This is a genomic window from Bradyrhizobium liaoningense (assembly GCF_018130785.1).
Classification (GTDB): domain Bacteria; phylum Pseudomonadota; class Alphaproteobacteria; order Rhizobiales; family Xanthobacteraceae; genus Bradyrhizobium; species Bradyrhizobium liaoningense_A.
In genome coordinates this window covers 62224-85228 of record NZ_JAFCJT010000022.1, presented here as the reverse complement: position 1 = coordinate 85228, position 23005 = coordinate 62224, and the positions used below count along the sequence as shown (strand labels likewise).

Genomic DNA, 23005 nt, shown 5'->3' with positions numbered 1-23005 from the left:
GCCTGCGGCCTCACCGCTGACGCATCTGGAAGTGCCTGCTGAGATGACGGACGATTCTGCAATCCAGGAACGGGTCTTCGAAGCTCTCAACACGCGCCCCGGCGTGAAGCGGATCGACACTCACGCAGCGTCGGTGTTTCTCGACGGAACGCGCGCGCTGAAGATCAAACGCGCCGTCAAGTTTCCATTCCTGGACTATTCGACGCTCGAAAAGCGCAAGGCTGCGTGCGAGGAGGAGATCAGGATCAACCGGCCGCTCGCGCCGCAAATCTATCACCGCGTCGTGGCGATCACGGAGGAGCCGGATGGATCGATGACAGTCGACGGTCGCGGCCGGCCGGTCGAATACGCGGTCGACATGCTCCGCTTTGACGAAAGCCGGACGCTCGACCATCTTGCAAAGGCCGGCCCGCTGGACGCAGAGCTGGCCACTGCAATCGCCGATGCAATCGCAGCATCGCACACGAATGCGACAGTCGCGGACGGCGCCGCGTGGATTATTTCTATTCCCGCCTTGATCGATGGCAACAGCAACGGCTTGCGCAACGGTGGCCATTTCGAAACGGCAGCGGTCGAGCAGCTTGGCAAAGCCTCACATCAGGCATTCTTGCGCGCCCGCGCTACGCTCGTGGAGCGCGCCCGCGAAGGTTTCGTGCGTCGCTGTCACGGCGACCTGCATCTTGCCAATATCGTGGTGATCGACAGCCAGCCGGTCCTGTTCGACGCGATCGAGTTCGACGCGCAGATGGCGACTGTGGACGTGCTCTACGATCTTGCATTCACGCTGATGGACCTGCTGCGCCATGACCAGTTGGTCGCGGCCAATGCGGTCCTGAACCAGTATCTGATCACGGCGCCCGTCGAGACCCTCGACGGGCTTTCCGCCCTCCCCTTGCTCATGTCCATTCGCGCGGCGATCCGTGCGCAGGTGGCGCTGGCGCGGCTGAAACGGCCCGATGCCGACCGCCCCGGCATTCTCGACGAGGCGCATCGCTATTTCGATCTCGCCCGGGCGCTGATCCATCCGCCCGCTCCTCGTTTGATTGCGGTCGGCGGCCTGTCAGGTACCGGCAAGTCCGCGCTCGCCCGCGCCATGGCGCCCACTGTGGCGCCGCAACCGGGCGCCGTCGTGCTGCGCAGCGACGTCATTCGCAAGCAGTTGTTTCAGGTGGGGCATACCGACCGACTGCCCTCGTCCACGTATCGGCCTGAGGTCACGGCACGCGTCTACGAGGCGCTGATGCACCGGGCCCGGCAGGTGCTGGCGCAAGGCCATTCCGCAATCGTCGACGCCGTTTTTGCACGCGAGTCGGAACGGGATGATTTGGCCGCCCTGGCTCGCGCATGCGGCGTGGCACTCAACGGCCTATTCCTCGTTGCAGACCTCGCGACCCGGCAGGCGCGAATCGGCAGCCGCCGGGGAGACGCATCCGACGCCACGCAAGAGGTTGCCGCGTTGCAAGAGCACTATAATATCGGCCGTGTCGGTTGGGCGACTATCGATGCATCCGGGACACCAGAGCAGACGCTCCAGCGCTGCCAGGACGCGATCGCCGAGGGGAAATAAGGCAAATCTGATTGGCGCGGGCTAGGATGGCGCGACCCACAACGAGTTCGACGGCGACCGCTCGCGCCAAGCCTGCGGCGCGGCGCAATGCCCTGCCCGGCCGGCTCAGCCCCGGCATGGCCTGCGACACGGCGTTCCGGATCATCGCGCGCCGTCATCTCGCTGCCGTTCTCGCCCAGCACGACGGCACCTGCAGCGGCGACCCGGAGGCGCTGCATCAGATCCGGATAGCACTGACGCATCTGCGCACCGCCATCCGCTTCTTCTCGCCCATGGTCGATGACGGACTGCGACCAGAGGTCTGGACCGAACTGAAATGGCTGAACAGCCAGCTCGGCATGGTCAGGGACCTGGACGTCGCGATCGAGCGGGTCATCGCCGAGAGTGGCGGCGAGCTTGACGTGATTGCCGAGCTTCAGCACTGGGACGAAAAACGCGCCGAAAGCCACCGCTTGCTGGCGCGCGCGCTGCAATCCGCACGGTATCGCCGTCTGGTCGAGCAGACCTCGGCCTGGATCGAGAGCGGCCCATGGTCCACAAGGCGCAGCAAGGAGGCCATCAGGCTGCGCCGCTGCTCGCTCGCCGACCATGCGACGGCGCAGCTCACCGAATGGGAAACGACGCTGCTCAAGAAGGCACGAAAACTTCGCAAGCTCGACGTCGAAAAGCGCCACAAGCTGCGGCTTCTCAACAAGCGGATGACCTACTCGGTCGAATCGCTCGAAGACCTGTTCGCCGATGAATCGCTGACGAAGCAGAAGTCGATCCTCAAGCAATTGCGCAAGGCGCAAAAGTCGCTCGGACAGTTGAACGACGATGCGCGAGGCCAGACCCTCGCCGCATCACTGAACGAAGCCGTCCCCGAGGCGGGCATTCGCTTCCTCAACCGGAAGCGGGAAAAGAAGCTGTTGCGGACCGCCTCGAAAGCCTACCGGAAACTGGACAAGGCCAAGCCGTTCCGCTCCTCCGATCTCGCGCCGAATGCGGAACCCGAGGATTAGGTGCGGACTAGCCCTGCTTGACTTGGGTCAAGTCGGCTTCCTGCCGGTAATCTAAGCTCCACACATCGATATTTGTGTGAACTTGCGGAGCTTCCCCATGCGCGCCCACCAGATCATGACCCGCTCGGTCATCTCGGTTACCCCTCACACCAGCATCGTCGAGGCGGCAAACATCATGCTGAAGCGGCATGTCAGCGGCCTCACGGTGGTCGACGATGCCGGCAAGCTGGTCGGCGTGGTCTCTGAGGGGGATTTCATCCGCCGCAGCGAAATCGGCACCGGGCGCAAGCGCGATCGCTGGCTGCGGTTCATCCTCGGGTCCGGGCAGTCCGCCAGCGACTTCGTGCATGAGCACGGCCGCAAGGTCTCGGAAGTCATGACCGCCTCACCCGTGACCATCACCGAGGATACGGCGCTCGCCGAGATCGTCGATCTCATGGAACGGAACAACGTAAAGCGACTGCCGGTGGTGCGCGGCGACAAGGTCGTCGGCATCGTCTCGCGCGCCAATCTGTTGCAGGCGGTGGCGGGCCTCGCCCGCGAGGTACCGGATCCGACGGCGGACGACGATCACATTCGCGGCCGCATCATCGACACCATGGAGAAGAACGACTGGTGCCCGTTCGGGCTCAACGTCATCGTCCGCGGCGGCATCGTTCATCTCAGCGGCGTCATTACTGAGGAACGCGCGCGGCAGGCCGCCGTCGTCGCGGCGGAGAACGTCGAGGGCGTCAAGAAGGTGCACGACCATCTGTGCTGGGTCGACACCATGACCGGCGTCTATCTCAACTCGCCCGAGGACGACGATCTCGCCAAGGCCAGCTAGGCGCAAACCTAAGGCGGTTCAGCGGGGAATGACGGCGGTGGCCTCGATCTCAACGCGTGCCGCCTTCTCGACGAGCCGGACGACCTGAACCAGCGCCATCGCCGGATAGTGCGCGCCGAAGATGGTGCGGTAGATTCTGCCGAGCTCTTTCAAGTTCGTCAGGTACTCGTCCATGTCGACGACGTACCAGGTCAAGCGCACCAGATCCTCAGGCCGCGCACCGGCCTCCGCCAGGATCGCGGCGATATTGCTCAGGGTTTGGCGCACCTGCGCAACAAAGCCGTCAGCGAGACGCTCCTCAGCGTCCCAGCCGATCACCCCGCCAGTGACGACGATACGGCCCTCGGCGGCCATGCCGTTGGCATAACCTTTCGGCATCGGCCATCCCGACGGCTGAAGCACCTGCGCCTTCGGGCGGGTGTCATCCCCGGTTGCGGTCGGCAGCACCGCGAGATGCGGGCCTTTCGGCGTCGTCACGGACAATTCTCCATCCTTCTCTTATTCCGCCGCGACGCCAGAGGACGTCACGGCTGCCTGCGCCAACTGCCGCAGGGCAAATCGCTTCAACTTGCCGGTCTCGGTCTTCGGCAGTTGCGCCACGAACTCGATCGCGCGCGGATATTTGTAAGGCGCAATCTCCCGTTTGACATGCTCCTGCAACTCGGCTGCGAGCTGAGCGTCCGGCGTCACACCGGGGGCGGCGATGACATAAGCCTTCACGATCATACCACGCGCCTCGTCCGGCGCACCGACGACGCCGCACTCGGCCACGGATGGATGCGTGAGCAGCGCCGCCTCCACATCCGTGCCCGCGATGTTGTACCCGGCCGACACGATCATGTCGTCGGAGCGCGACTGGTACCAGAAATAGCCGTCGCTATCCATCAGATAGGTATCGCCGGTGATGTTCCAGCCGTTCTGGACGTATTTGCGCTGCCGCTCGTCGGCGAGATAGCGGCAGCCGGTTGGCCCGCGCACGGCGAGCCGTCCCATCGTGCCCGGCGGCAAATCATTGCCCTCGTCATCGACGATTTTTGCTTCATAGCCTGGCACGGGCTTGCCGGTTGCGCCGGGACGAATCTCGTCCTCGGTCGCGCTGATGAAGATGTGCAGCATCTCGGTCGAACCGATGCCGTCCATCAGCTTGATGCCGGTGGCCTTGAGCCAGGCATCGAATGTCGGCTTGGGAAGGGTCTCGCCGGCAGAGACGCACTTTCGCAGCGAGGATATGTCTCGACCTGCGAGCTTGCCGATCATGGCGCGATAAGCGGTCGGCGCAGTGAAGCAGACCGAGGTCTTGTATTGCTCGATCGCGGTCAGCATGTCGTCCGGCGTCGTCTTCTCCAGCACGACGAAGGAAGCGCCGATATGCATCGGAAACAGCACGCCGCCGAAGCCGAAGGTAAAGGCGAGCGGCGCTGAACCGACGAAGCGATCCTTCTGCTCCGCCCTCAAGATGTTGTGCGCATAACCGTCGCAGACCGCCAGCATATCCCGATGGAAATGCATGGTGCCCTTGGGATCACCCGTCGTACCCGACGTGAAGGCAATCAGGCAGATGTCATCGGAGGCGGTATCGACCGCCCTAAACTCCGGGCTCGCATCCGCAATCAGCGCCTCGAGCGAGTCCAACACGCCGTTGCCCCAATAGACCACGTGCCTGAGGCCGGGCGCCGCCGCTTTCGCCTTCTCCATCTCCTCGGAGAGCTTTCCGTCGCAAAGCGCGAGTGTAATCTCCGCCTTCTGGATCGGATAGGATAGTTCCTTGGCGCGCAGCAGAGGCATGGTCGCCACGACGATGCCGCCGGCCTTGATCACCGCGAGATAGGTCGCGACCATCATCGGATTGTTCGCGGAGCGCAGCAGCACACGTTCGCCGGTTACGAGACCAAGCTTGCGAACCAGCACGTTGGCGATGCGATTCACGAGCGCTTGCAGCTCGCGATAGGTGTAGCTGACGGCCGGACTGATGACACAGGGTGCGTCGCCGTGGCCCTGCTCGACCCAGCGGTCGAGAAAATAGCTGACGCAGTTCAATCGCGGCGGATAGTGCAACTCCGGCCGCGTGAAGATGAATTCGGGCCAGAACTCTCGCGGCGGCAGATGCTGCCACGCGAATGTATCGACATGGGCCGTCGCCGCGTTGCCGTCATGCGAGCCCGATACTTGAATCTTGGCAGCGTTGGCCATCTCACGCTCCTTTCAGCATGGAAAGCACCCGGCAGCACTATCTGGGAAACATTTTAGGCTTAAAACAATTTGGCGCAATAGCGGATTTTGGGCATCCCATGCATTTTCCTGCGGCAAGGTGGGACTGGCGGGGCGTCCCGCCGGCGGACTATGGCCGGCGACGACCGGCCGATTTCTGCGCCGACGTCTTTGTCTTGGCGAGGAGCCGCATCAATTCGCGGACATCCTTGGGGGTCAGGTCGGCGAAGAGATCGGCGATCCAGGTCTCGTGCTCCGCAGCCATCCTGCGAAACTCGGCGCGACCCAGCTTTGTGAGGCGGATCACCTGGACGCGGCGGTCGGTCTCCGAGGTGCGCCGGTCGAGATGGCCCGATTCCACCAGCCGTTCAACAAGGCCGGTGACGTTGCCGTTGGACACCATCATTCGCTTGGAGACGTCGGACAGCGTCATGCCGTCGGGCGCCTTGTCGAGCTGCGCCATCAGGTCGAACCGGGGCAGCGTGACGTCGAAGCGCTGTCGCAGGCGGCCGCGAACTTCGCCTTCGATCAGCGTCGTGCAGGTGAGCAGACGCAGCCACAGCCGAAGCTCTTCGGCATGGTCCTCCGGCGTCTCGACGGCCTTGGTCTCGGAATCGAGCATCTCGATGCAGTCACTCACGGCCGGCATTGGCGCTGGCACGGATTCCCCAACATTTTGAGCTTCAAATAAATCGGCCCCGGCCGCAAGCCTAAAGCTAAAACAATCGACCGCACCGTATTTCTTTAGGCTTCAAATAACTGGCGCGCCGCTTGCATGCGCCACTGCCCGCAGGATGGCCACGCCTTGAGCTTGCTTGCCGCAGCCGCCATCATCGGCATAAGCTTGGATCGGAGTACGCGGCTTGCTGTGCAAGCCCGGTCGTCACGGGGGACACATCATGAAGACGCAAATGATCTTGGCCGCTACCGCCCTGCTGCTCGGCGCCGCGGTGAGCCCTTCCCTCGCCCAGGAGAAGATCAAGCTGGGCGTGATCGTGACCCTGTCGGGCCCCGCCGCCGCGCTTGGCCAGCAGGTCCGCGACGGCTTTGCGCTCGCCGTGAAGGACCTCGGCGGCAAGATGGGCGGCCGAGATGTCGAGGTGATCGTCGCCGATGACGAGTTGAAGCCGGACGCAGCGGTCACGAAGGTCAAGGGCCTTCTGGAGCGCGACAAGGTCGACTTCGTGGTCGGCCCGATCTTTTCCAACATCCTCCAGGCGATTCACCGCCCCATTACGGAGTCCAAGACGTTCCTGATCAGCCCCAACGCTGGTCCATCGACGTTCGCCGGCAAGGACTGCAATCCGTTCTTCTATGTGACGTCCTATCAGAACGACCAGGTCCATGAGATCCTCGGCAAGGTCGCGCAGGATCGCGGCTACAAGCGCATGTACCTGATGGTGCCGAACTATCAGGCCGGTAAGGATTCGGTGGCGGGCTTCAAGCTCGACTACAAGGGCGAGATCGTCGAAGAATCCTACATGCCGCTGAACACGCTGGATTTCCAGCCTGAGCTGTCGAAGATTTCGTCGCAGAAGCCCGATGCGCTGTTCACGTTCATGCCGGGCGGCCTCGGCGTCAATCTCGTCAAGCAATACCGGCAAGCCGGCCTCGCCGACACCATTCCAGTACTCTCGGCTTTCACGGTGGATGAATCGACCCTGCCGGCGCAGCAGGATGCGGCAGTCGGCATGTTTGGCGGCGCGAACTGGGCGCCCAATCTCGACAATCCCCAAAACAAGAAGTTCGTCGCCGCCTACGAGGCTGCCTATAACGTCGTGCCCGGCACCTACGCTTTCCAGGCGTACGATGCTGCAATGCTGGTCGACAGCGCGATCAAAGGCGTGAAGGGCGACCTCTCGAACAAGGACGCGGTTGGCGCCGCACTGAAGAAGGCCGACTTCACCTCGCTGCGCGGCGCGTTCAAGTTCAACACCAACGGTTATCCGATCCAGGATTTTTACCTGACCAAGGTCGCCAAGCGTGCGGACGGCAAGTTCCAGACCGAGATCGTTCAGAAGGTCTTTGAGAACTATGGCGACCGCTATGCCAAGGACTGCAAGGCGGCAAACTAAGCCGCATCGCATTACGGGAGGACTGCAATGAAGAGCGAAATCACCGGCATCACGCGGGCCAATGAAGGGATCCAGGGCATTTCCTGGAACATCCTCGGCCAGACCTATGTGCCGAAGAGCAATACCGAGCACAGCTTCTCCTGGCACGCGACATTGCCGCCGGGCACGTTCGTGCCGCCGCACATCCATCCCGACCAGGACGAGTATCTCTACATGCTCGAGGGCAAGCTCGACTTCGTGCTCGGCAACTCGGAGGCGCAGGCGACCGCGGGCGATCTGATCCGCCTCGGTATGGGCGTGCCGCACGGCATCTTCAACAAGTCGGAGCAGACCGCAAAGGTGCTGTTCTGGGTGTCGCCAACCCGCAAGCTGTTCGACCTGTTCTGGGGCCTTCACAACATGAAGGAGCAGAAGCCCGATGACGTGGTGGCGATGGCCGCCGAGTTCAACATCCACTTCCTGCCGCCGCCGCCCGGCGGCTAGCAGCGGGTCTTAAGCGCGCACCGCCGCAAGACCCGGCACGGCGGCGAAGCCGGCCTTGGTGGCATAGCCGCGCACGATCGCCTCGCGCTGGGAATAGCTCAGCACATTGTCGATATGGTCGAAGCCATCGGGCGCAAGCTGCTCGACCGCATCGATGACCCCCTCGGGGCCACCGCGCCGGTTGGAGCGGACGATGTCCGCGGTCATCGGCAGACGCTTCTTCTCGTATTCAAGCAAGGCCTGGCGCGGATGCTCGGCGCACACCAGCGCGTCGGCAAGGCAGCGCGCATCGAGGATCGCCTGAGATGCGCCGTTCGAGCCGACCGGATACATGGGATGCGCGGCGTCGCCGAGCAGGGTGACGCGCCCGGACGACCAGTAAGGCAAGGGATCGCGGTCGCAGGTCGGATACTCGTAGAATTCGGGCGTTGCCGAAATCAGGCTCTTGACGTCGATATAGGGCACTGAGAAGCGCGCGACATGCGGCATCAACTCCTCGCGCCGGCCGGGCCGCGACCAGTCTTCCTTCCGCGGCGGCGGGGCATTGCCCTCGCCGACCTTCACCAGCACCGCCCAGTTGGTGAGACGGCTTGCCGGGCTCGATCCCTCTGCGATCGGATAGATCACCACCTTGGCATTGAGGCCGCCGGCTACGATCATCGACTTGCCGGTGAGGAACAGCGGCCAATCGCGTGCACCGCGCCACAGCATCAGACCGTTCCAGCACGGCGGTCCCTCATTCGGGAACAGCGTGTCGCGAACGCGTGAATGGATGCCGTCAGCGCCGATCAGGATATCGCCGCGCGCAGTATGGATGTGCGCGCCCGACCGGTCGAAGAAATAAGCGGTGACGCCGCCCTCGTCCTGCGTGAAGGCGCCAAGGCGGCAACCGGTGTGAATTGCCTCCTGCCCGAGCCGCTCCTCGACGGCACGATGGATGACGCCCTGAAGGCGGCCACGATGAATCGAGAATTGTGGCACGTCGTGGCCAGCGTCGATGCCGCGGGCTTCGCGCCAGACTTCCTGGCCGTGGCGATTGAGGTAATAGAGCTGGTCGGTGCGGATCGCGACGTCGTCGAGCTGCTGGAGGAGGCCGAGGCCGGCGAGCTCCCGCATCGCGTGCGGCAGCGTGTTGATGCCGACGCCGAGCTCGCGGATGGTGTCGGCTTGCTCGAAAATCTCGCACCCGATGCCGCGCGAGCGCAGCATCAATGCCGTGGTGAGACCACCGATACCACCGCCGACGACAATCGCCTTCATCGCCCTAACTCCACTCGAAATACGCCAGGCAACGGGGTTAAAGTCGCACGGGCGGTCACTCCGCCGCAAGCGGCTTTGTCGCCTCCGCCTTGAGCTCGGCGCGGGTCTTGGGCTTAGCCTTAATTCTCAGCTCATCGAGATCCTGCCGGTCGCGCACGCTGTTGCGGAAAATCTGATCTTTTCCGGGAAGATATTGCGGCGGACAGAACGCGTCGTTTGCCCCGTACCAGGCCGCCGCCTTCATGGTGAAGAACGGGTCGACAAGATGCGGACGGCCGAGCGCGACGAGATCCGCCCGGCCGGCGGCCAAAATGGTGTTGGCCTGGTCCGCGGTCGTGATGTTGCCGACGCACATCGTGGCGACGCGCGCCTCGTTGCGGACCTGGTCGGAAAACGGCGTCTGGAACATTCGCCCGTAGACCGGCTGCGCATCGCGCACGGTCTGTCCGGTCGAGACGTCGATGAGATCGACGCCGGCCTCCGCGAAGGCGCGCGCAACAGCCACTGCATCGTCACCGGTGATGCCGCCGTCGGCCCAGTCGGTCGCGGAGATTCGCACCGACATCGGCTTGTGTGACGGCCAGACCGCGCGCAGTGCCTCGAAGATCTCCAGCGGGAAGCGCAGGCGGTTTTCCAGCGAGCCGCCATATTCGTCCGCGCGGGTGTTCGTCAGCGGCGAGATGAAGCTCGCGAGCAGATAGCCGTGGGCGCAGTGCAGCTCCAGCATGTCGAAACCACAGCGCTCGCCACGCTCGGCCGCCGCAACGAAGGAATCCCTCACCGCGTTCATGCCGGCGCGGTCGAGTTCGCGCGGCACCTGGCTGTCCGGGAAATAAGGCAGCGGCGATGCCGAGAACACCTCCCAGCCGCCCTCTTCGAGCGGACGATCCATGCCGTCCCACATCAGCTTGGTTGCGCCCTTGCGGCCGGCGTGCCCCAGCTGCAGGCAGATCTTTGCGGCCGAGTTGCCGTGGACAAAATCCACGATGCGGCGCCACGCGGATTCCTGCTCGTCGTTCCACAGCCCCGCGCAGCCGGGCGTAATCCGCGCGTCGCGGCTGACGCAGGTCATTTCGGTAAAGATCAGGCCGGCGCCACCAATCGCCCGCGAGCCGTAATGCACCAGATGGAAATCCACCGGTACGCCTTCCTTCGCCGAGTACATGCACATTGGCGAGACCACGGCACGATTGGCGATCTCCATCTCGCGCAAGCGGAACGGCTGGAACAGCGGCACCATCGGCTTCTTGGTGTCGACGTCAAAACCGCTGTCGCGAACCTGCCTGGCAAACGACTTCTCGACCTCAGCCACGAAATCGGGTGCGCGGAGCTTCAGATTGTCATAGGTGATCGCCTTCGAGCGCGTCATCACGCCGAAGGCGAACTGCACGGGATCGAACTCCCAGAAGCGGTCGACGTGCTCGAACCAGACCAGCGAGACGTCGGCGGCGTGCTGCGTCTTCTCGACCTCCTCGCGGCGGCCATGCTCGTAGACCGCAAGCGCCGCCTTGATGCTCGGCGCCTTCTCCATGGCATCCGCCAGCGCGATCGCGTCTTCCATCGCGAGCTTGGTGCCGGAGCCGATCGAGAAATGCGCGCTCGCCTTGGCATCGCCGAGCAGGACCATATTGTCCTTGACCCACCGCTTGCTGCGGATCATCGGGAAATTGCGCCACATCGAGCGGTTGGTGAGCAGCTTGTGTCCGTCGAGGAACCAACCAAAAATCTCGGCCATCCGCGCGGCGGACTGGGTCTCACTCAGCCCCGTCAGCCCCGCCCGATCGAACGTCTCGGGATCGGTCTCGAATATCCAGGTCGAGTGTCCGGCCTCATATTGGTACGCGTGGGCGATGAACGGTCCCCACTCGGTCTCCTGGAAGATGAAGGTGAACGCGTCGAGCGGCCTGGTCGAGCCCATCCAGGCGAACTTGTTGGAGCGAACATCCACCTCGGGCTGGAAGTAATCGACATATTTCTCGCGGAAGCGGCTGTTGATACCGTCCGCGAGCAGGATGAGATCGGCATCGGCGAAGCGGGACTCGTCATCGATGTCCACTTCGAAATGCAGGGCGACACCGAGCTCACGTGCCCGCTCCTGGAGGATCAGGAGCAGTTTTTGTCGCGAGCATCCGCAAAAGCCATTGCCACCTACCCGATGCACCGTGCCGCGGAAGTGCACGGCGATGTCATCCCAATAAGCGAACTCCTGCGTGATGCGGCGGTAGCTCGGAAGATCGTGCTTTTCAAAATTGTCCAGCGTGGCATCGGAAAATACCACGCCGAAGCCGAAGGTGTCGTCGGCGCGGTTGCGCTCATACACGGTGATGTCGGCGGTCGGCCGCTGCTTCCTGAGCAGAATGGCTGCGTAGAGACCCGCAGGTCCGCCACCGATGATCGCGACTTTCATGGGAGCCTCGCCAATTGACCCGGCGGAAATTATTTTAACCCTAAAATAATTCCGCGCAAGTCCCCGTTGCGGGCCGTCACGCAGGAAAGGCCGCTCAGTCGCCCCTGAAGACCGGCTTGACCTTGTTGGCGAACGCCTCGAAAGCCCGCTCGAAATCCGCCGTCGTCATGCACAGCGCCTGGGCAACGGCCTCCGCCTCGATCGCCTCTTCCACCGACATCGCCCATTCCATCGCCAGCATGCGCTTGGTCATGGTGTTGCCAAAGGTCGGTCCGTCCGCGACCTGCTTGGCCAGCAGCTGCGCCTGGGGCAGCACCTGCTCTGGCGTGACGATGCGGCTGAAGAAGCCCCAGCGCTCACCCTCCTCGGCGGTCATGAACCGACCGGTGTAGAGCAGCTCGGAGGCGCGGGACTGTCCGATGATCCGCGGCAGGATCGCGCAGGCGCCCATGTCGCAGCCGCCAAGTCCGACCTTGTTGAACAGGAACGCGACCTTGGCGCCGCTCGCCGCGAGGCGCATGTCCGATGCCATCGCGATGATCGCGCCGGCGCCGGCGCAGATGCCCTCAACCGCGGCGACAATGGGTTGAGGGCAGCCCCGCATCGCTTTGACGAGGTCGCCGGTCATCCGCGTGAAGGCGGTCAGCCCCTTGGTGTCCATCTTCACGAGCGGGCCGATGATCTCGAAAACGTCGCCGCCGGACGAGAAATTGCCCCCAGCGCCGGTGACGACGATCGCCTTCACCGCATCATCGAAAGCGCAGGCGCGGAAGAAATCCGTCAGTTCCCGATAGCTCTCGAAGGTCAGGGGATTCTTCCGCTCGGGACGATTGAGCGTCACGGTGGCAACACCGTCGACAACAGCTAGCAGAAAGTGCTGCGGCGAATATTCCGCGAGCGGCACCGTCACGGGATTGGCTGGTCTGCTCATGCGATCTCCTTAAGCTCGTTGTTCCGCGCTTGCGCCAAGCACGTTAGATCTCGCCGCCGGCAACGGCGATCGCCTGACCCGTGATCGCACCAGCGCCCTCACCGCACAGCCAAAGTACGGCATCCGCCACTTCTTGAGGCGTGATCAGTCGTCCCTGCGGATTGTGCTTCGCGAGCTCGCCGATCGCCTGCTCGCGGCTCCTGCCGGTCTTCTTCATGATATTCTCGATGCTGCCGGCGACGAGATCGGTATCGGTGAAACCCGGACAGACCGCGTTCACGGTCACATTGCTTCCGGCCATCTCGAGCGCGAGCGAACGGACGAGACCAACCACGGCGTGCTTGGCGGCCGTGTACGCGCTGACATAAGCATAACCCTTGAGCCCGGCGGTCGATGCAATCGCGACGATGCGGCCATAGGGACGATCCTTCATCCCCGGCAGCACGCCGCGGACAGCATGGACCACCCCCATGAAATTGACGTCCATCATGCGCGCGAACAGAGCACTGTCCGATTTCGAAAACGGCGCGGATTCGGCGCTGCCCGCATTGGCGATCAGGATATCGATCGGCTTTCGCGCGTGCGCCTCAGTAATGGCGGCTTTCAACGACACCTCGTCCGAGACATCGGCAACGGCCACAAAGTGCGCGGCCCCCGCGCTGACCGCCTCTTCGAGAGTAGCGGCGTTCCGGCCGAGCACCGTCACGGTCGCACCTGCCCCGACAAGAGAGGCTGCGATGGCGCGGCCGATGCCCCGGCCGCCGCCGGTCACGAGCGCGTGCGGCGAGTGCGGCAATCCGGACATGCGCTGACTCCTTGGCTCTGCTGATCGTTCCTCGATATATTTTAACCTTCAAGTTTTTGCAACGAAAGTGCCGATCAGCCCGCGAACGCCATCGCACGAGACACCGGCCCGAAAATTGCTTTAAGTATAAAATTATCGCTTCCCATCCCCCACAGGCCTGTTAGCATCAAAGAGCCAAGCCAAAGGATGTCGCGTGTCGCAGCCTTCGCCAATGATAACAAACGACGGACGCTTCGCCTATGAAGCCGCGGGCGATCCGGGCGCGACACCCCTGATTTTCCTGCATGGCATTGGCGGCGCGGCACGGGCCTGGCGGCAGCAGGTAGCCAGATTCAGCAACCAATTCCGCGCGATTGCATGGGACATGCCGGGCTACGGCGGATCGGCGCCGCTCGCCAGCGTCAGCATCGCGGCCCTGGCCGATGCGCTCCAGCAATTCATCGAGCAGCTTGGTGCGACCAGGCCAATTCTGGTCGGCCATTCGATCGGCGGCATGATCGTCCAAAAGTGGCTTGCGCAATCTTCGAAACTGGCGCGCGCCGTCGTCCTCGCGCAGACCAGCCCCGCCTTCGGCAAGGCCGATGGCGACTGGCAGAAATCGTTCATCGCGGCGCGGCTTGGGCCGCTCGATCGCGGCGAGACGATGAAATCGCTGGCGCCTTCGCTCGTGAGGGAACTCGTCGGCGACGATCCTGATCCTAAGGGAATGGAGCTTGCGCGCGAGTGCATGGGCAGCGTGCCCGAGGCAAGTTATCGCGCCATGATGCTTGCTTTGATCGGGTTCGATCAGCGCAACTCACTCAAGGACATTTCCATCCCGACGCTGTTGCTGTCCGGTTCGAAGGACAACAATGCGCCTGCGCCTATGATGGCGAAGACAGCAACATTCATTCCCTCGGCCGAATATGTCGAGCTGACCGGCGCCGGCCACCTCGCCAACCTTGAACGCCCTGATGCCTTTGACGAGGCCCTCGGCCGGTTCCTGAACTCCGTTGCGACCAAATAGGGTGACTGCGCAATGACCATGCAAGTCAGCAAGAACATCGGCGCAACCGATAAGGTCGCGCTGGATGCTCCGATCTTCGATCCCGTCGCATTCCGCCTGAGCGACGAGCAGGCCGGCATCATCGCGCGCGCCCGCGAGATCGGCCAGAGCGTGTTCGCCGGTCGCGCCGCGACTTACGATCGCGAGGCGATCTTCCCGACCGAGAATTATCGCGACCTGCATCGCGTCGGCCTGCTCGGCATCGCGGTCCCCAAGAAGCATGGCGGGCTCGGCGCGACCTATCAAACTTACGCGCTGGCGGCAGCCGAAATTGGCCGCTATTGCGGCGCGACCGCGCTCACCTGGAACATGCACGTCTGCTCGACCCTGTGGTCGGGGCCGCTCGCCGACGATCTCGACATGGACGCGAAGACACGCGCGGAGCACGAACGGCGGCGCGCGGTCCATTACAAGCGCATCGTCGAGGACGGCGCGATCTACTCGCAGCCCTTCTCCGAGGGGGGTGCGGCTGCGGCCGGCGGCGTCGCCTTCGGCACGGAGGCAAAACCCGTGGAGGGCGGCTGGATCGTCAACGGCAAGAAGATCTTTGCGTCGCTTTCCGGTCACGCCGACTATTACGGCGTGCTCTGCACGGAGATCGAGAGCGGTGAGAAGGCCTCGCGCCGCAACACCCTTTATCTCGCCATCCCCGCGAAATCGGAAGGCGTCTCGGTCGTCGGCGACTGGGATCCGCTCGGCATGCGCGGGACGATCTCGCGGACGCTGCTATTCAAGGACGTGTTCGTGCCGGAAGATTCGGCGCTGATGCCGCGCGGCGTCTACTTCCAGGCCGCGATGCGCTGGCCGCACATGTTCCTGACGCTGTCGCCGACCTATATGGGCCTGGCGCAAGCCGCCTATGATTTCACCGTGCGCTATCTTCGCGGCGAGGTGCCGGGCATGCCGCCGGTGAAGCGCCGGATGTACCCGACCAAGCAGATCGCGGTCGCGCAGATGCAAATCAAACTTGAGCAGATCAAGGCGATCTGGTTCCAGGCCGTCACCGAGGCCCGCGCCAATCCAAGCAAGGAGCAGGCGCTGCGCGCCTATGCCGCACAATATTCGGTGATGGAGGGCGCCAATGAGCTCGCGGCCCTCGCGATCCGCACCTGCGGGGGGCAGGCCATGCTCCGCTCGCTGCCGCTGGAGCGCATCTATCGCGACAGCCGCTGCGGCTCGCTGATGCTGCCCTGGACCGCCGAGCTCTGCCTCGACCGCATCGGACGCGAGGCGCTGTACGAGGCCGGTGAAACGGACGACTGACGGTGGACCTCTGCAGTCTGATCGATCGCAACGCGGCGTTCGCGCCAGACAAGACGGCCATTGCCTTCGAAGGGGCGCGGTTGAGCTATTCGGCGTTCGCCGCCCGTATCGAGCGGACAGCCACGGCGTTGAAGCAGGAGCTCGGAGTTGGTCGGGGCGACCGCGTCGCGATCCTGAGCCTGAACCGGCCGGATTATCTGGTTCTGCTCTACGCCTGCGCGCGACTCGGCGCGATGCTGGTGCCGCTGAACTGGCGATTGGCCGTCGCCGAGCAGCTCTTCATTCTGACCGATGCGGGCGCCAAGGTGCTGGTGCTTGAGCAGGCGTTTGAAGGAGTTCTTCCCGAGACTGCGCCAGGGACTGCTGTCGTCGGCCTCGATTTCGAGCCGCCGCACGGCAAGACATTCGAAAACCTGCTGACGCGCAGCACGGGCACCGGCCCGAACCCGCACACCGATCTGTCCTGCCCGCTCCTCATTGTCTACACGTCAGGAACGACCGGACGGCCCAAAGGCGCAGTGCTGCGGCAGGAAGCGTTGTTCTGGAACGGCGTCATGAGCCAGCACATGCACAACATGACGTCAGACGATCACGTGCTGACGGTGCTGCCGTTCTTCCATGTCGGCGGCCTCAACATCCAGACCACGCCTGCACTTCAGCTTGGCGCGACCGTCACGATCCACGCTCGCTTTACGCCGGAGACGGCACTTGCCGCCATCGAACGGGAACGGCCGACACTGACGGTGATGGTGCCGGCGATCATCCAGGCTGTCAGCGAGCATCCCTCCTGGGCCACGACCAATCTTTCTTCGCTCAAAGCCGTCGCGACCGGCTCGACCATCGTTCCACCGCACCTGGTCGACCGCTTCGTGGCGCGCGATGTTCCGGTGCTTCAGGTCTATGGTTCGACGGAAACCTGTCCCATCGCGATCTACACCCGGCTTGGCGGCGATCTCTCGCGCGCGGGATCGACCGGACTTGCCGGCCTGTGCTGCGAAGCGAAGGTGATCGATCAGGCCGGCAACGAGGTCCCTGCGGGTACGCCGGGCGAAATCGCCGTGCGCGGGCCCAACGTGTTCTTCGAATATTGGGGAAATGCGGATGCCACACGCGATGCGTTGCACGACGGTTGGTATCGCACCGGCGATATCGGCTTGTGCGACGCCGACGGCTATTTCTGGGTTCGCGACCGCAAGAAGAACATGATCATTTCCGGCGGCGAGAACATCTATCCGGCTGAGGTCGAACGCGTCCTGCTCGAACATCCCGATGTCAGCGAATGCGCCGTGATCGGCCGGCCGGACCCGCGCTGGGACGAGGTGCCGATCGCCTATGTCATCGGGCGGTCCGGCTGCCGGCTCGAAGCGGAGGAGCTGAGAGCGCATCTTCAGACGCAGCTCGCCCGTTACAAGGTTCCGCGCGACATCGTCTTCGTCACGGACCTGCCACGCACGGCGCTGGGCAAGGTCCAGCATTTCCTGCTGAAGCAGCTTGATGCGCAATCACGCGCGCAAGGAGAAGCATCTTGAAGATTGCAGTTCTGGGAGGGGGAAACGGCTCTTTCGCGGCCGCAGGCGATTTTGGGCTCTCAGGCCATGAAGTCCGGCTCTGGCGCCGCGACGCGGATCAGGTGGCAGCGCACCGCACCGCCGGTTCGCGCATCCTGGTGAAGGATCATAATGGCCGTCACGACGTGAAGCTGGGGCTCGTCACGACCGACATCGCCGCAGCCATCGACGGCACAGAGCTGATCGTGTGCCCTGCCCCTGCCTTTGCACAGCCGGACATTGCTCGACTGCTGGCCCCGCATTTGCGGGACGGACAAGTCGTATTTCTGCCGCCAGCGACATTCGGCTCGATGATCTTCGCCCAGGCTGCGAGGGATGCTGGCAACCATGCGAAAGCGAGCTTTGCCGAAACCGGCACACTGCCTTGGCTCACCCGCAAGCACGGTCCGTTCGAGGTCGCGATCACCATCCGCGCCAAGCGACTGCCGGTCGGTGTTTTCCCGCTCGCCCAAGCATCGCATGCGCTCGCAGTGATCGGGCGCGCTTTCCCCGATGCAATTGAGCCCTGCGGAGACGCACTGTCCGGCGCACTGATGAATGCAGGCCCGATCATCCATCCACCGCTGATCGTAATGAACGCGGGCCCGATCGAACATTTCGAGCGGTGGGACATCCACAAGGAAGGAACGCAGGCCGCGATCCGGCGGGTCACCGACGCCCTCGACGCCGAACGAATCGCCGTGCGCGAGGCGCTTGGATACGGCGCGCCACATTTTCCGCTCGCTCACCATTACGCCAAGGACGGCGAGATCTGGATGTACGGCCGCGGCTCGCATGACCGGCTAACTGATTCCGGCGACTGGCGCGAGCGAATCGTGCTGAACGACCACCGTTACATGCGTGAGGACCTGCGGCTTGGGCTATCGCTGCTGGTCTCCGTCGCAGGTCTGGCGGGTGTCCGCACTCCACTCGCCAAAGCTTTCCTGGCCATCGGCGGCGCTATCTGCGGCGAGGATTTCGCACAAGGCGACCGAACGCTCGAGACCCTGGGGCTCAGCAATCTCGCCAAGGCCGAACTGCAGATACTTCTTCGCGAAGGATTTTGACCGATGACCAGCCGAGCCAACATTGCCTGTCTCGGCGCCGGCCGCATGGGCCGCGGCATCGCCGTCGCGTTCGCCTACGCGGGGCATATGGTCACGATGATCGACATCAAGGCCCGTTCAGCGGAGGACTTCGCCAAGCTGGAGGCGGACGCGCTCGGCGAAGTCAGGAAGACCTTTGCCAGTCTGTCGAAGCTGGGGCTGTTGACCGAAGCGGACGTCGACCCGCTCATCGCACGGGTCTCGGTGGTACCCGCGAGCCAGAGCGGCGCAGCGCTTTCCGAAGCCGGAATGGTCTTCGAGGGCGTTCCCGAAGTCGTTGAGCTCAAGCGCGAGGTGCTGGGAGCGGCCTCAAAACAAGTCGGCCTCGATACGATCATCGCTTCGACGACGTCGACCATTCTCGTCGACGATCTCTCCGGCGCGATCGAAAATCCTCGCCGCTTCCTCAACGTGCACTGGCTCAATCCGGCCTATCTGATCCCGCTGGTCGAAGTTTCACCCGGCAAAGCCACCGATCCCGCTATCATCGACGAGGTCAAGGCGCTGCTCGAAGGCATTGGCAAGGTACCCGTGGTCTGCGCGGCGACGCCCGGCTTCATCGTCCCGCGCATCCAGGCGCTCGCAATGAACGAGGCCGCGCGCATGGTCCAGGAAGGCGTCGCAAGCGCCGAGGAGATCGACAAGGCGATCCGCTACGGCTTCGGCTTCCGCTATGCCGTGCTCGGACTGCTCGAGTTCATCGACTGGGGAGGCGGCGACATTTTGTACTATGCAAGCCGGTATCTCGAAGGCGCACTTGGCAGCGACCGCTATCGCGCGCCCGACGTCATTTCCCGCAATATGCATGAAGGCCGGATCGGCTTGCGAACGGGCGCCGGCTTCCTCGATTATTCCGGCATGGACGTGGATGCCTATCGCGTGAAGCGGCTTCAGGCCATGGTCGACCTCCTCCGGCATTTCGACCTGGCGCGCCCGCCGATCCTCGATCGCAGCTAGCCGAAGACGTCCTGCAGCACGCCTTCGCGAACGACCGCGACGCCATCGAGTTCGATCGTCGTTCCCATCATCGGCAGATCGAAATGGCCTGCGGTGTAGCGGCCGGCAAATTCGTTCGCGCCGGTCGAAAACAGGAAATTGCCGGACACAGCGCGAATTTCCGTCCCGTTGGTGTCGCGCTGGTCATACATCGAAAGGGCTTCGTAGCGGGCTCCCGGATTCATGCCGAAACCAACATGCGAGACCGCATAGGCCTCGCGATCGCCCCACGCCGCGAGATAGGCGCGCATCATCGCGGCATCCGTGCCCTCGCCTTCCAGCGCCACGACGTAATCGTCCTTCAACGTCATCTTCACGGGGGATGTCAGGTAACGCTTGAAAGTCAGATTGATGTCGCCCGGCGCCATCACCAGTGTGCCGTTGATCGTCCCGCTCTTGGGGAAGCTGACGACGATGCCGCCCGGCCAGTGCGCCAGCGTGCCGGGCTTGTCGGTCCAGCCCCAGACGCCGACCGTGGACGCACCGGCCATGTCCACGTCGAGTGCTGTGCCGGCCTTCGAGGTAACCCGCATCTGCTTGGTCCCACGCAGCATCTTGGCAGCCGCGCGAACGCGCTTCTCAAGCGCCGAATCCGGCACCATCCGCTCCAGTGCCTCCGGATGCTCGTTGGAGATCACCAGAATCCGTGCGCCGGCCTTGAGGATCTCGGGCGTCTCCACGGCATGCATCAGACCTTCGATGGTGCAATCCACCACAAAGCCGGCCTGCTGGAGTGCAGTGATAACCGGACCAAGCTTTTGGATCGCCTCGCTCGCTCCCGTTGAGCGAACCGGCACGATATTCCGGTTACGCGGCGTCGGCATCACCACATGGAACGGCCGCGCTCCCATGCGCAGCAGCGCGAGCTCTGCCAGATGCACATTCAGCGCGCGCGACTGGGTTTCCGAGAGGATCGCTGCGGTATCGCCGGCCTTGACGGCGCAACGCTCAAAGATTTCGCAAAACGCGTCGATCCATTTTGCCTCGATGCGATCAGCCAGCATGGTTCACTCCCGGTCTGGTTTCTCGTTCAGTCAGATCACGCTTCGGGGAAGCCCCGCAAAAGATACGATCGCAGGGCGCCCAGCAAGCCGTTCAGGATCAACCCCAGCAGCGAGATCGTGATCAGCGGTACGAACATGTCAACGGCCTGAAAGGTTCGGGCCGCCGTCACCAGCACATGCCCCAACCCGTCCGTCGACGTGATCATCTCGGCCAGAAACACCACGATGCAGGAAATGACAAGGCCGATCCGGCAGCCGGTCAGGATCGAGGGCATCGCCGCCGGCAAGACCACCTTGAACAAGATTTCATAGCGCGGCGTTCCCGCCGCCATTGCCGACCAGATCAACTTCTGCTCGACGACCGATGCGCCGTAATAGGTGGACAGCAGAATGGGAAAGAGAGCGTCCGCCGCCACCAGCGTGATCTTCGATCCGTGACCGAAGCCGAGCAGAAGCAGCAGCGCCGGATAGAGTGCGACTTTGGGCAACGGCGCCAACACGCGCACGATCGGCCGAACCACTGCATTGATCGCGGGACTGGCGGCAGCGGCGATGCCGATGCTGACGCCGAGCACGACCGCAATCGCGAAGCCGGCAAACAGCCGGATCAGGGTCGCCGCGATCTCCTGCTGAAACGTCCACGTCACGAGTTGCTGGAGCAACCTGCTGAAGACATATCCCGGCGGCGGCAACAAGACCGCAGGCGCGAAGCCGAATGACACGAGGCCCTGCCACAGAGCGATCACCAGCGCAATTGGCGCGAGCCCAAGAACGACGTTTGCTGAGAGAGGACGCGATGTCATGAGAAGCTCAGCGGCATGTCGAACTGAGGTTCGGACCAGCGCACCAGCCGTGCGCGGACCCGCTCGAAAATCGCATCGAGACAAATTCCCATCGCCCCCACGATGATGATCATTGCGAAGACGGTGTCGTATTGGCCCATGTCCAGCGCATTGAACAGGATATTCCCGGCGCCGGACTGGCGGGCGATCATCTCGCTGGTGATCATCGTGATCAGCGCCAGCACCAGACCTGTGCGACATCCAGTCAGGATCTCCGGCAGCGCCGCCGGCAGCACGATCCGCAGCAGCCGTTGCAGCGGCGAAAGTCCCATCGCGGCGCCCGACCACAGCATCTTCTCTTCGACGGCTTGGGCTCCCTCAAAGCTGTGATAGATCACGGGGAGGCTGACGCCGAGGAAGATCACCAGCGTCTTCGTGATGTCGCCGACGCCCAGCCAAAGCATGATGATCGGCATCAGCGCCGCTTTCGGCACCGGATAGATCACCATCAGAAGCGGGTTGAAGAAGGCCGCGACGGCGCGACTACGCCCCATCAACAGACCCAGCGGAATCGAAACGATCACGGCTACGCCGAACCCGATCGCCATGCGACGAAGCGAGGCCAGGATATTGATCAGGGACTCCTTGTCGCCAAGAATGTCCGGGATCGCGCGGATCGCTTCGATCGCAGTTGGAAAGCTGTCATTCTTCAGCACGAGCGACGCAACCTGCCACACTGCCAGTAATCCGATGCAGGCCAACACCGGGGCAGCCCGTCTGGTCAAGGCAGCCGGCGATATCATGAAGCAGGCCCGGCTTCGTCGCTCTCGTCGAACATGCGCTCGATATCGACGACGTATTTTTGGTAGCGCGGATCGAGCAACAGTTCGTTCCGGCGGCGCGGCCGCGGAAGATCGATGTCGATGACCTGTCGAATGCGACCGGGTGAGTTCGACATCATCACGACCTTGTCCGACAGGAAGACGGCCTCGTCGACCGCGTGGGTGACGAACAACACCGTCTTGCGGTCACGCTCCCAGATATTCAACAGGTCGTTCTGCAGACGTGTCCGGGTATGGGCGTCCAACGCGCCGAACGGCTCGTCCATCAGCAGGACCTCGGGATGATAGGCTAGCGTCCGGGCGAGCGCCACGCGCTGCTTCATACCGCCCGATAGCTCCTTGGGATAGAAGTTCTCGTAGCCTTTGAGGCCGACCATCTCGATCAAGGCCCGGCTCTGCGCTTCTGCCTCAACCGCCCGCACCGCTTGCTGTCGGGGGCCGTACATCACATTGCCCAGCACGGTCTTCCACGGAAACAGTGCGAATTCCTGAAACACCGGTCCGCGATCCGGCCCCGGTCCCGTGATTGCCTGCCCCTTTATCTTCGCCGCGCCACTGGTCGGGCTGACAAAACCGCCAACGATGTAAAGCAGGGTCGACTTACCGCAGCCGGACGGGCCAAGGATGGAGACGAAGGCTCCCTCATCGATCGTCAGCGAGATGTCGGATAGCGCCAAATGATCCTTGCGCGCCGAAGTCTGAAAGACCTGCGAGACGCGGTCGATCTCGATGATCGCAGAAGCCGGCTTTTGTGACGTCAGCGGTCTCACCCATTCGTTCGATCTCGAAGGCATTACCTTCATCACGTCTCTCGTCTCACTCGCGCGCGAACATTGGTCAAGGAACCTGCTGAACGT

At 63.3% G+C, this 23005-nt stretch carries 21 protein-coding genes; 10 read left to right on the top strand and 11 right to left on the bottom strand.

All coding sequences use genetic code 11. The features are described 5' to 3' along the window. The first annotated feature begins 43 nt into the window (after positions 1–43). The 3 genes from JQ627_RS31000 (at position 44) to JQ627_RS30990 (ending at position 3394) form a co-directional block, all read left to right on the top strand. On the top strand, positions 44–1567 hold the full coding sequence (locus JQ627_RS31000; RefSeq protein ID WP_212488158.1) for a bifunctional aminoglycoside phosphotransferase/ATP-binding protein: 1524 nt from the start codon (positions 44–46) through the stop codon (positions 1565–1567). Positions 1568–1593: 26 nt separating this feature from the next. Then, positions 1594–2568, top strand: coding sequence for a CHAD domain-containing protein (locus JQ627_RS30995; protein WP_212488157.1), 975 nt, complete (start codon positions 1594–1596; stop codon positions 2566–2568). Between the two features lie 97 nt (positions 2569–2665). Beyond that, positions 2666–3394, top strand: coding sequence for a CBS domain-containing protein (locus JQ627_RS30990; RefSeq protein WP_212488156.1), 729 nt, complete (start codon positions 2666–2668; stop codon positions 3392–3394). A gap of 18 nt (positions 3395–3412) precedes the next feature. Here JQ627_RS30990 and JQ627_RS30985 read toward each other — a convergent pair whose 3' ends face one another. The 3 genes from JQ627_RS30985 to JQ627_RS30975 form a co-directional block, all read right to left on the bottom strand. Then, on the bottom strand, positions 3413–3871 hold the full coding sequence (locus JQ627_RS30985; protein ID WP_409363827.1) for a RidA family protein: 459 nt from the start codon (positions 3869–3871) through the stop codon (positions 3413–3415). Positions 3872–3892: 21 nt separating this feature from the next. Continuing rightward, complete coding sequence (locus JQ627_RS30980) at positions 3893–5584, bottom strand: benzoate-CoA ligase family protein (RefSeq protein WP_212488154.1); 1692 nt, start codon at positions 5582–5584, stop codon at positions 3893–3895. A gap of 148 nt (positions 5585–5732) precedes the next feature. After that, positions 5733–6251: a MarR family winged helix-turn-helix transcriptional regulator gene (locus JQ627_RS30975; protein ID WP_212488153.1), complete on the bottom strand. Its 519-nt coding sequence runs from the start codon at positions 6249–6251 to the stop codon at positions 5733–5735. A 250-nt stretch (positions 6252–6501) separates the two neighbouring features. On the opposite strand from JQ627_RS30975, the gene JQ627_RS30970 reads away from it, so the two are divergent. Together JQ627_RS30970 and JQ627_RS30965 are read left to right on the top strand one after the other, a co-directional pair. Then, positions 6502–7677 (top strand): ABC transporter substrate-binding protein, encoded by a 1176-nt coding sequence (locus tag JQ627_RS30970; protein ID WP_212488152.1) that lies wholly within the window; start codon positions 6502–6504, stop codon positions 7675–7677. Positions 7678–7704: 27 nt separating this feature from the next. After that, complete coding sequence (locus tag JQ627_RS30965; protein ID WP_212488151.1) at positions 7705–8160, top strand: cupin domain-containing protein; 456 nt, start codon at positions 7705–7707, stop codon at positions 8158–8160. A gap of 9 nt (positions 8161–8169) precedes the next feature. Here JQ627_RS30965 and JQ627_RS30960 read toward each other — a convergent pair whose 3' ends face one another. The 4 genes from JQ627_RS30960 to JQ627_RS30945 form a co-directional block, all read right to left on the bottom strand. Continuing rightward, positions 8170–9420: a flavin-dependent oxidoreductase gene (locus JQ627_RS30960; protein ID WP_212488150.1), complete on the bottom strand. Its 1251-nt coding sequence runs from the start codon at positions 9418–9420 to the stop codon at positions 8170–8172. A gap of 55 nt (positions 9421–9475) precedes the next feature. Then, a complete protein-coding gene (locus JQ627_RS30955) occupies positions 9476–11827 on the bottom strand; it encodes a bifunctional salicylyl-CoA 5-hydroxylase/oxidoreductase (protein WP_212488149.1) in 2352 nt (783 codons plus the stop codon). A gap of 94 nt (positions 11828–11921) precedes the next feature. Further along, positions 11922–12758 carry an enoyl-CoA hydratase family protein gene (locus tag JQ627_RS30950; protein WP_212488148.1) on the bottom strand — a complete coding sequence of 279 codons (837 nt, stop codon included), beginning with the start codon at positions 12756–12758 and terminating at the stop codon, positions 11922–11924. A 43-nt stretch (positions 12759–12801) separates the two neighbouring features. Beyond that, positions 12802–13563: an SDR family NAD(P)-dependent oxidoreductase gene (locus JQ627_RS30945; RefSeq protein ID WP_212488147.1), complete on the bottom strand. Its 762-nt coding sequence runs from the start codon at positions 13561–13563 to the stop codon at positions 12802–12804. A gap of 211 nt (positions 13564–13774) precedes the next feature. Here JQ627_RS30945 and JQ627_RS30940 point away from each other — a divergent pair, with 211 nt between their 5' ends. Genes JQ627_RS30940 through JQ627_RS30920 form a run of 5 tightly spaced genes read left to right on the top strand, consistent with a single transcriptional unit; the run spans position 13775 to position 19481 of the window. Further along, on the top strand, positions 13775–14569 hold the full coding sequence (locus JQ627_RS30940; RefSeq protein WP_249143517.1) for an alpha/beta fold hydrolase: 795 nt from the start codon (positions 13775–13777) through the stop codon (positions 14567–14569). A gap of 12 nt (positions 14570–14581) precedes the next feature. Beyond that, positions 14582–15871: an acyl-CoA dehydrogenase family protein gene (locus JQ627_RS30935; protein ID WP_212488145.1), complete on the top strand. Its 1290-nt coding sequence runs from the start codon at positions 14582–14584 to the stop codon at positions 15869–15871. A gap of 2 nt (positions 15872–15873) precedes the next feature. Further along, positions 15874–17400, top strand: a complete 1527-nt coding sequence (locus tag JQ627_RS30930) for a class I adenylate-forming enzyme family protein (protein ID WP_212488144.1) — start codon at positions 15874–15876, stop codon at positions 17398–17400. Continuing rightward, complete coding sequence (locus JQ627_RS30925; protein ID WP_212488143.1) at positions 17397–18485, top strand: NAD/NADP-dependent octopine/nopaline dehydrogenase family protein; 1089 nt, start codon at positions 17397–17399, stop codon at positions 18483–18485. Before JQ627_RS30930 ends, JQ627_RS30925 begins: the two co-directional genes overlap by 4 nt. A gap of 3 nt (positions 18486–18488) precedes the next feature. After that, complete coding sequence (locus tag JQ627_RS30920; RefSeq protein ID WP_212488142.1) at positions 18489–19481, top strand: 3-hydroxybutyryl-CoA dehydrogenase; 993 nt, start codon at positions 18489–18491, stop codon at positions 19479–19481. Here the strand turns inward: JQ627_RS30920 and JQ627_RS30915 are convergent. From JQ627_RS30915 to JQ627_RS30900, 4 genes are read right to left on the bottom strand one after another with little or no spacing between them, the layout of a single operon-like run. Beyond that, on the bottom strand, positions 19478–20524 hold the full coding sequence (locus JQ627_RS30915; protein WP_212488141.1) for a peptidase M29: 1047 nt from the start codon (positions 20522–20524) through the stop codon (positions 19478–19480). The genes JQ627_RS30920 and JQ627_RS30915 overlap by 4 nt on opposite strands. Positions 20525–20559: 35 nt before the next feature. Beyond that, complete coding sequence (locus tag JQ627_RS30910; protein WP_212488140.1) at positions 20560–21327, bottom strand: ABC transporter permease; 768 nt, start codon at positions 21325–21327, stop codon at positions 20560–20562. Beyond that, the gene (locus JQ627_RS30905; protein ID WP_212488139.1) at positions 21324–22109 is read right to left on the bottom strand and encodes an ABC transporter permease; all 786 of its coding nucleotides are present in this window, start codon (positions 22107–22109) and stop codon (positions 21324–21326) included. The genes JQ627_RS30910 and JQ627_RS30905 overlap by 4 nt, the downstream gene beginning before the upstream one ends. Next, the gene (locus JQ627_RS30900; RefSeq protein WP_212488138.1) at positions 22106–22951 is read right to left on the bottom strand and encodes an ABC transporter ATP-binding protein; all 846 of its coding nucleotides are present in this window, start codon (positions 22949–22951) and stop codon (positions 22106–22108) included. The genes JQ627_RS30905 and JQ627_RS30900 overlap by 4 nt, the downstream gene beginning before the upstream one ends. Positions 22952–23005 lie beyond the last annotated feature (54 nt).

Bases quoted from the DNA above. Each gene is read 5' to 3' on its own strand.
- JQ627_RS30910 (WP_212488140.1), bottom strand. From the start codon at position 21,327: ATGACATCGCGTCCTCTCTCAGCAAACGTCGTTCTTGGGCTCGCGCCA.
- JQ627_RS30965 (WP_212488151.1), top strand. From the start codon at position 7,705: ATGAAGAGCGAAATCACCGGCATCACGCGGGCCAATGAAGGGATCCAG.
- JQ627_RS30900 (WP_212488138.1), bottom strand. From the start codon at position 22,951: ATGAAGGTAATGCCTTCGAGATCGAACGAATGGGTGAGACCGCTGACG.
- JQ627_RS30990 (WP_212488156.1), top strand. From the start codon at position 2,666: ATGCGCGCCCACCAGATCATGACCCGCTCGGTCATCTCGGTTACCCCT.
- JQ627_RS30940 (WP_249143517.1), top strand. From the start codon at position 13,775: ATGATAACAAACGACGGACGCTTCGCCTATGAAGCCGCGGGCGATCCG.
- JQ627_RS30920 (WP_212488142.1), top strand. From the start codon at position 18,489: ATGACCAGCCGAGCCAACATTGCCTGTCTCGGCGCCGGCCGCATGGGC.
- JQ627_RS30995 (WP_212488157.1), top strand. From the start codon at position 1,594: ATGGCGCGACCCACAACGAGTTCGACGGCGACCGCTCGCGCCAAGCCT.
- JQ627_RS30935 (WP_212488145.1), top strand. From the start codon at position 14,582: ATGACCATGCAAGTCAGCAAGAACATCGGCGCAACCGATAAGGTCGCG.
- JQ627_RS31000 (WP_212488158.1), top strand. From the start codon at position 44: ATGACGGACGATTCTGCAATCCAGGAACGGGTCTTCGAAGCTCTCAAC.
- JQ627_RS30970 (WP_212488152.1), top strand. From the start codon at position 6,502: ATGAAGACGCAAATGATCTTGGCCGCTACCGCCCTGCTGCTCGGCGCC.
- JQ627_RS30915 (WP_212488141.1), bottom strand. From the start codon at position 20,524: ATGCTGGCTGATCGCATCGAGGCAAAATGGATCGACGCGTTTTGCGAA.
- JQ627_RS30975 (WP_212488153.1), bottom strand. From the start codon at position 6,251: ATGCCGGCCGTGAGTGACTGCATCGAGATGCTCGATTCCGAGACCAAG.
- JQ627_RS30950 (WP_212488148.1), bottom strand. From the start codon at position 12,758: ATGAGCAGACCAGCCAATCCCGTGACGGTGCCGCTCGCGGAATATTCG.
- JQ627_RS30945 (WP_212488147.1), bottom strand. From the start codon at position 13,563: ATGTCCGGATTGCCGCACTCGCCGCACGCGCTCGTGACCGGCGGCGGC.
- JQ627_RS30955 (WP_212488149.1), bottom strand. From the start codon at position 11,827: ATGAAAGTCGCGATCATCGGTGGCGGACCTGCGGGTCTCTACGCAGCC.
- JQ627_RS30980 (WP_212488154.1), bottom strand. From the start codon at position 5,584: ATGGCCAACGCTGCCAAGATTCAAGTATCGGGCTCGCATGACGGCAAC.
- JQ627_RS30960 (WP_212488150.1), bottom strand. From the start codon at position 9,420: ATGAAGGCGATTGTCGTCGGCGGTGGTATCGGTGGTCTCACCACGGCA.
- JQ627_RS30905 (WP_212488139.1), bottom strand. From the start codon at position 22,109: ATGATATCGCCGGCTGCCTTGACCAGACGGGCTGCCCCGGTGTTGGCC.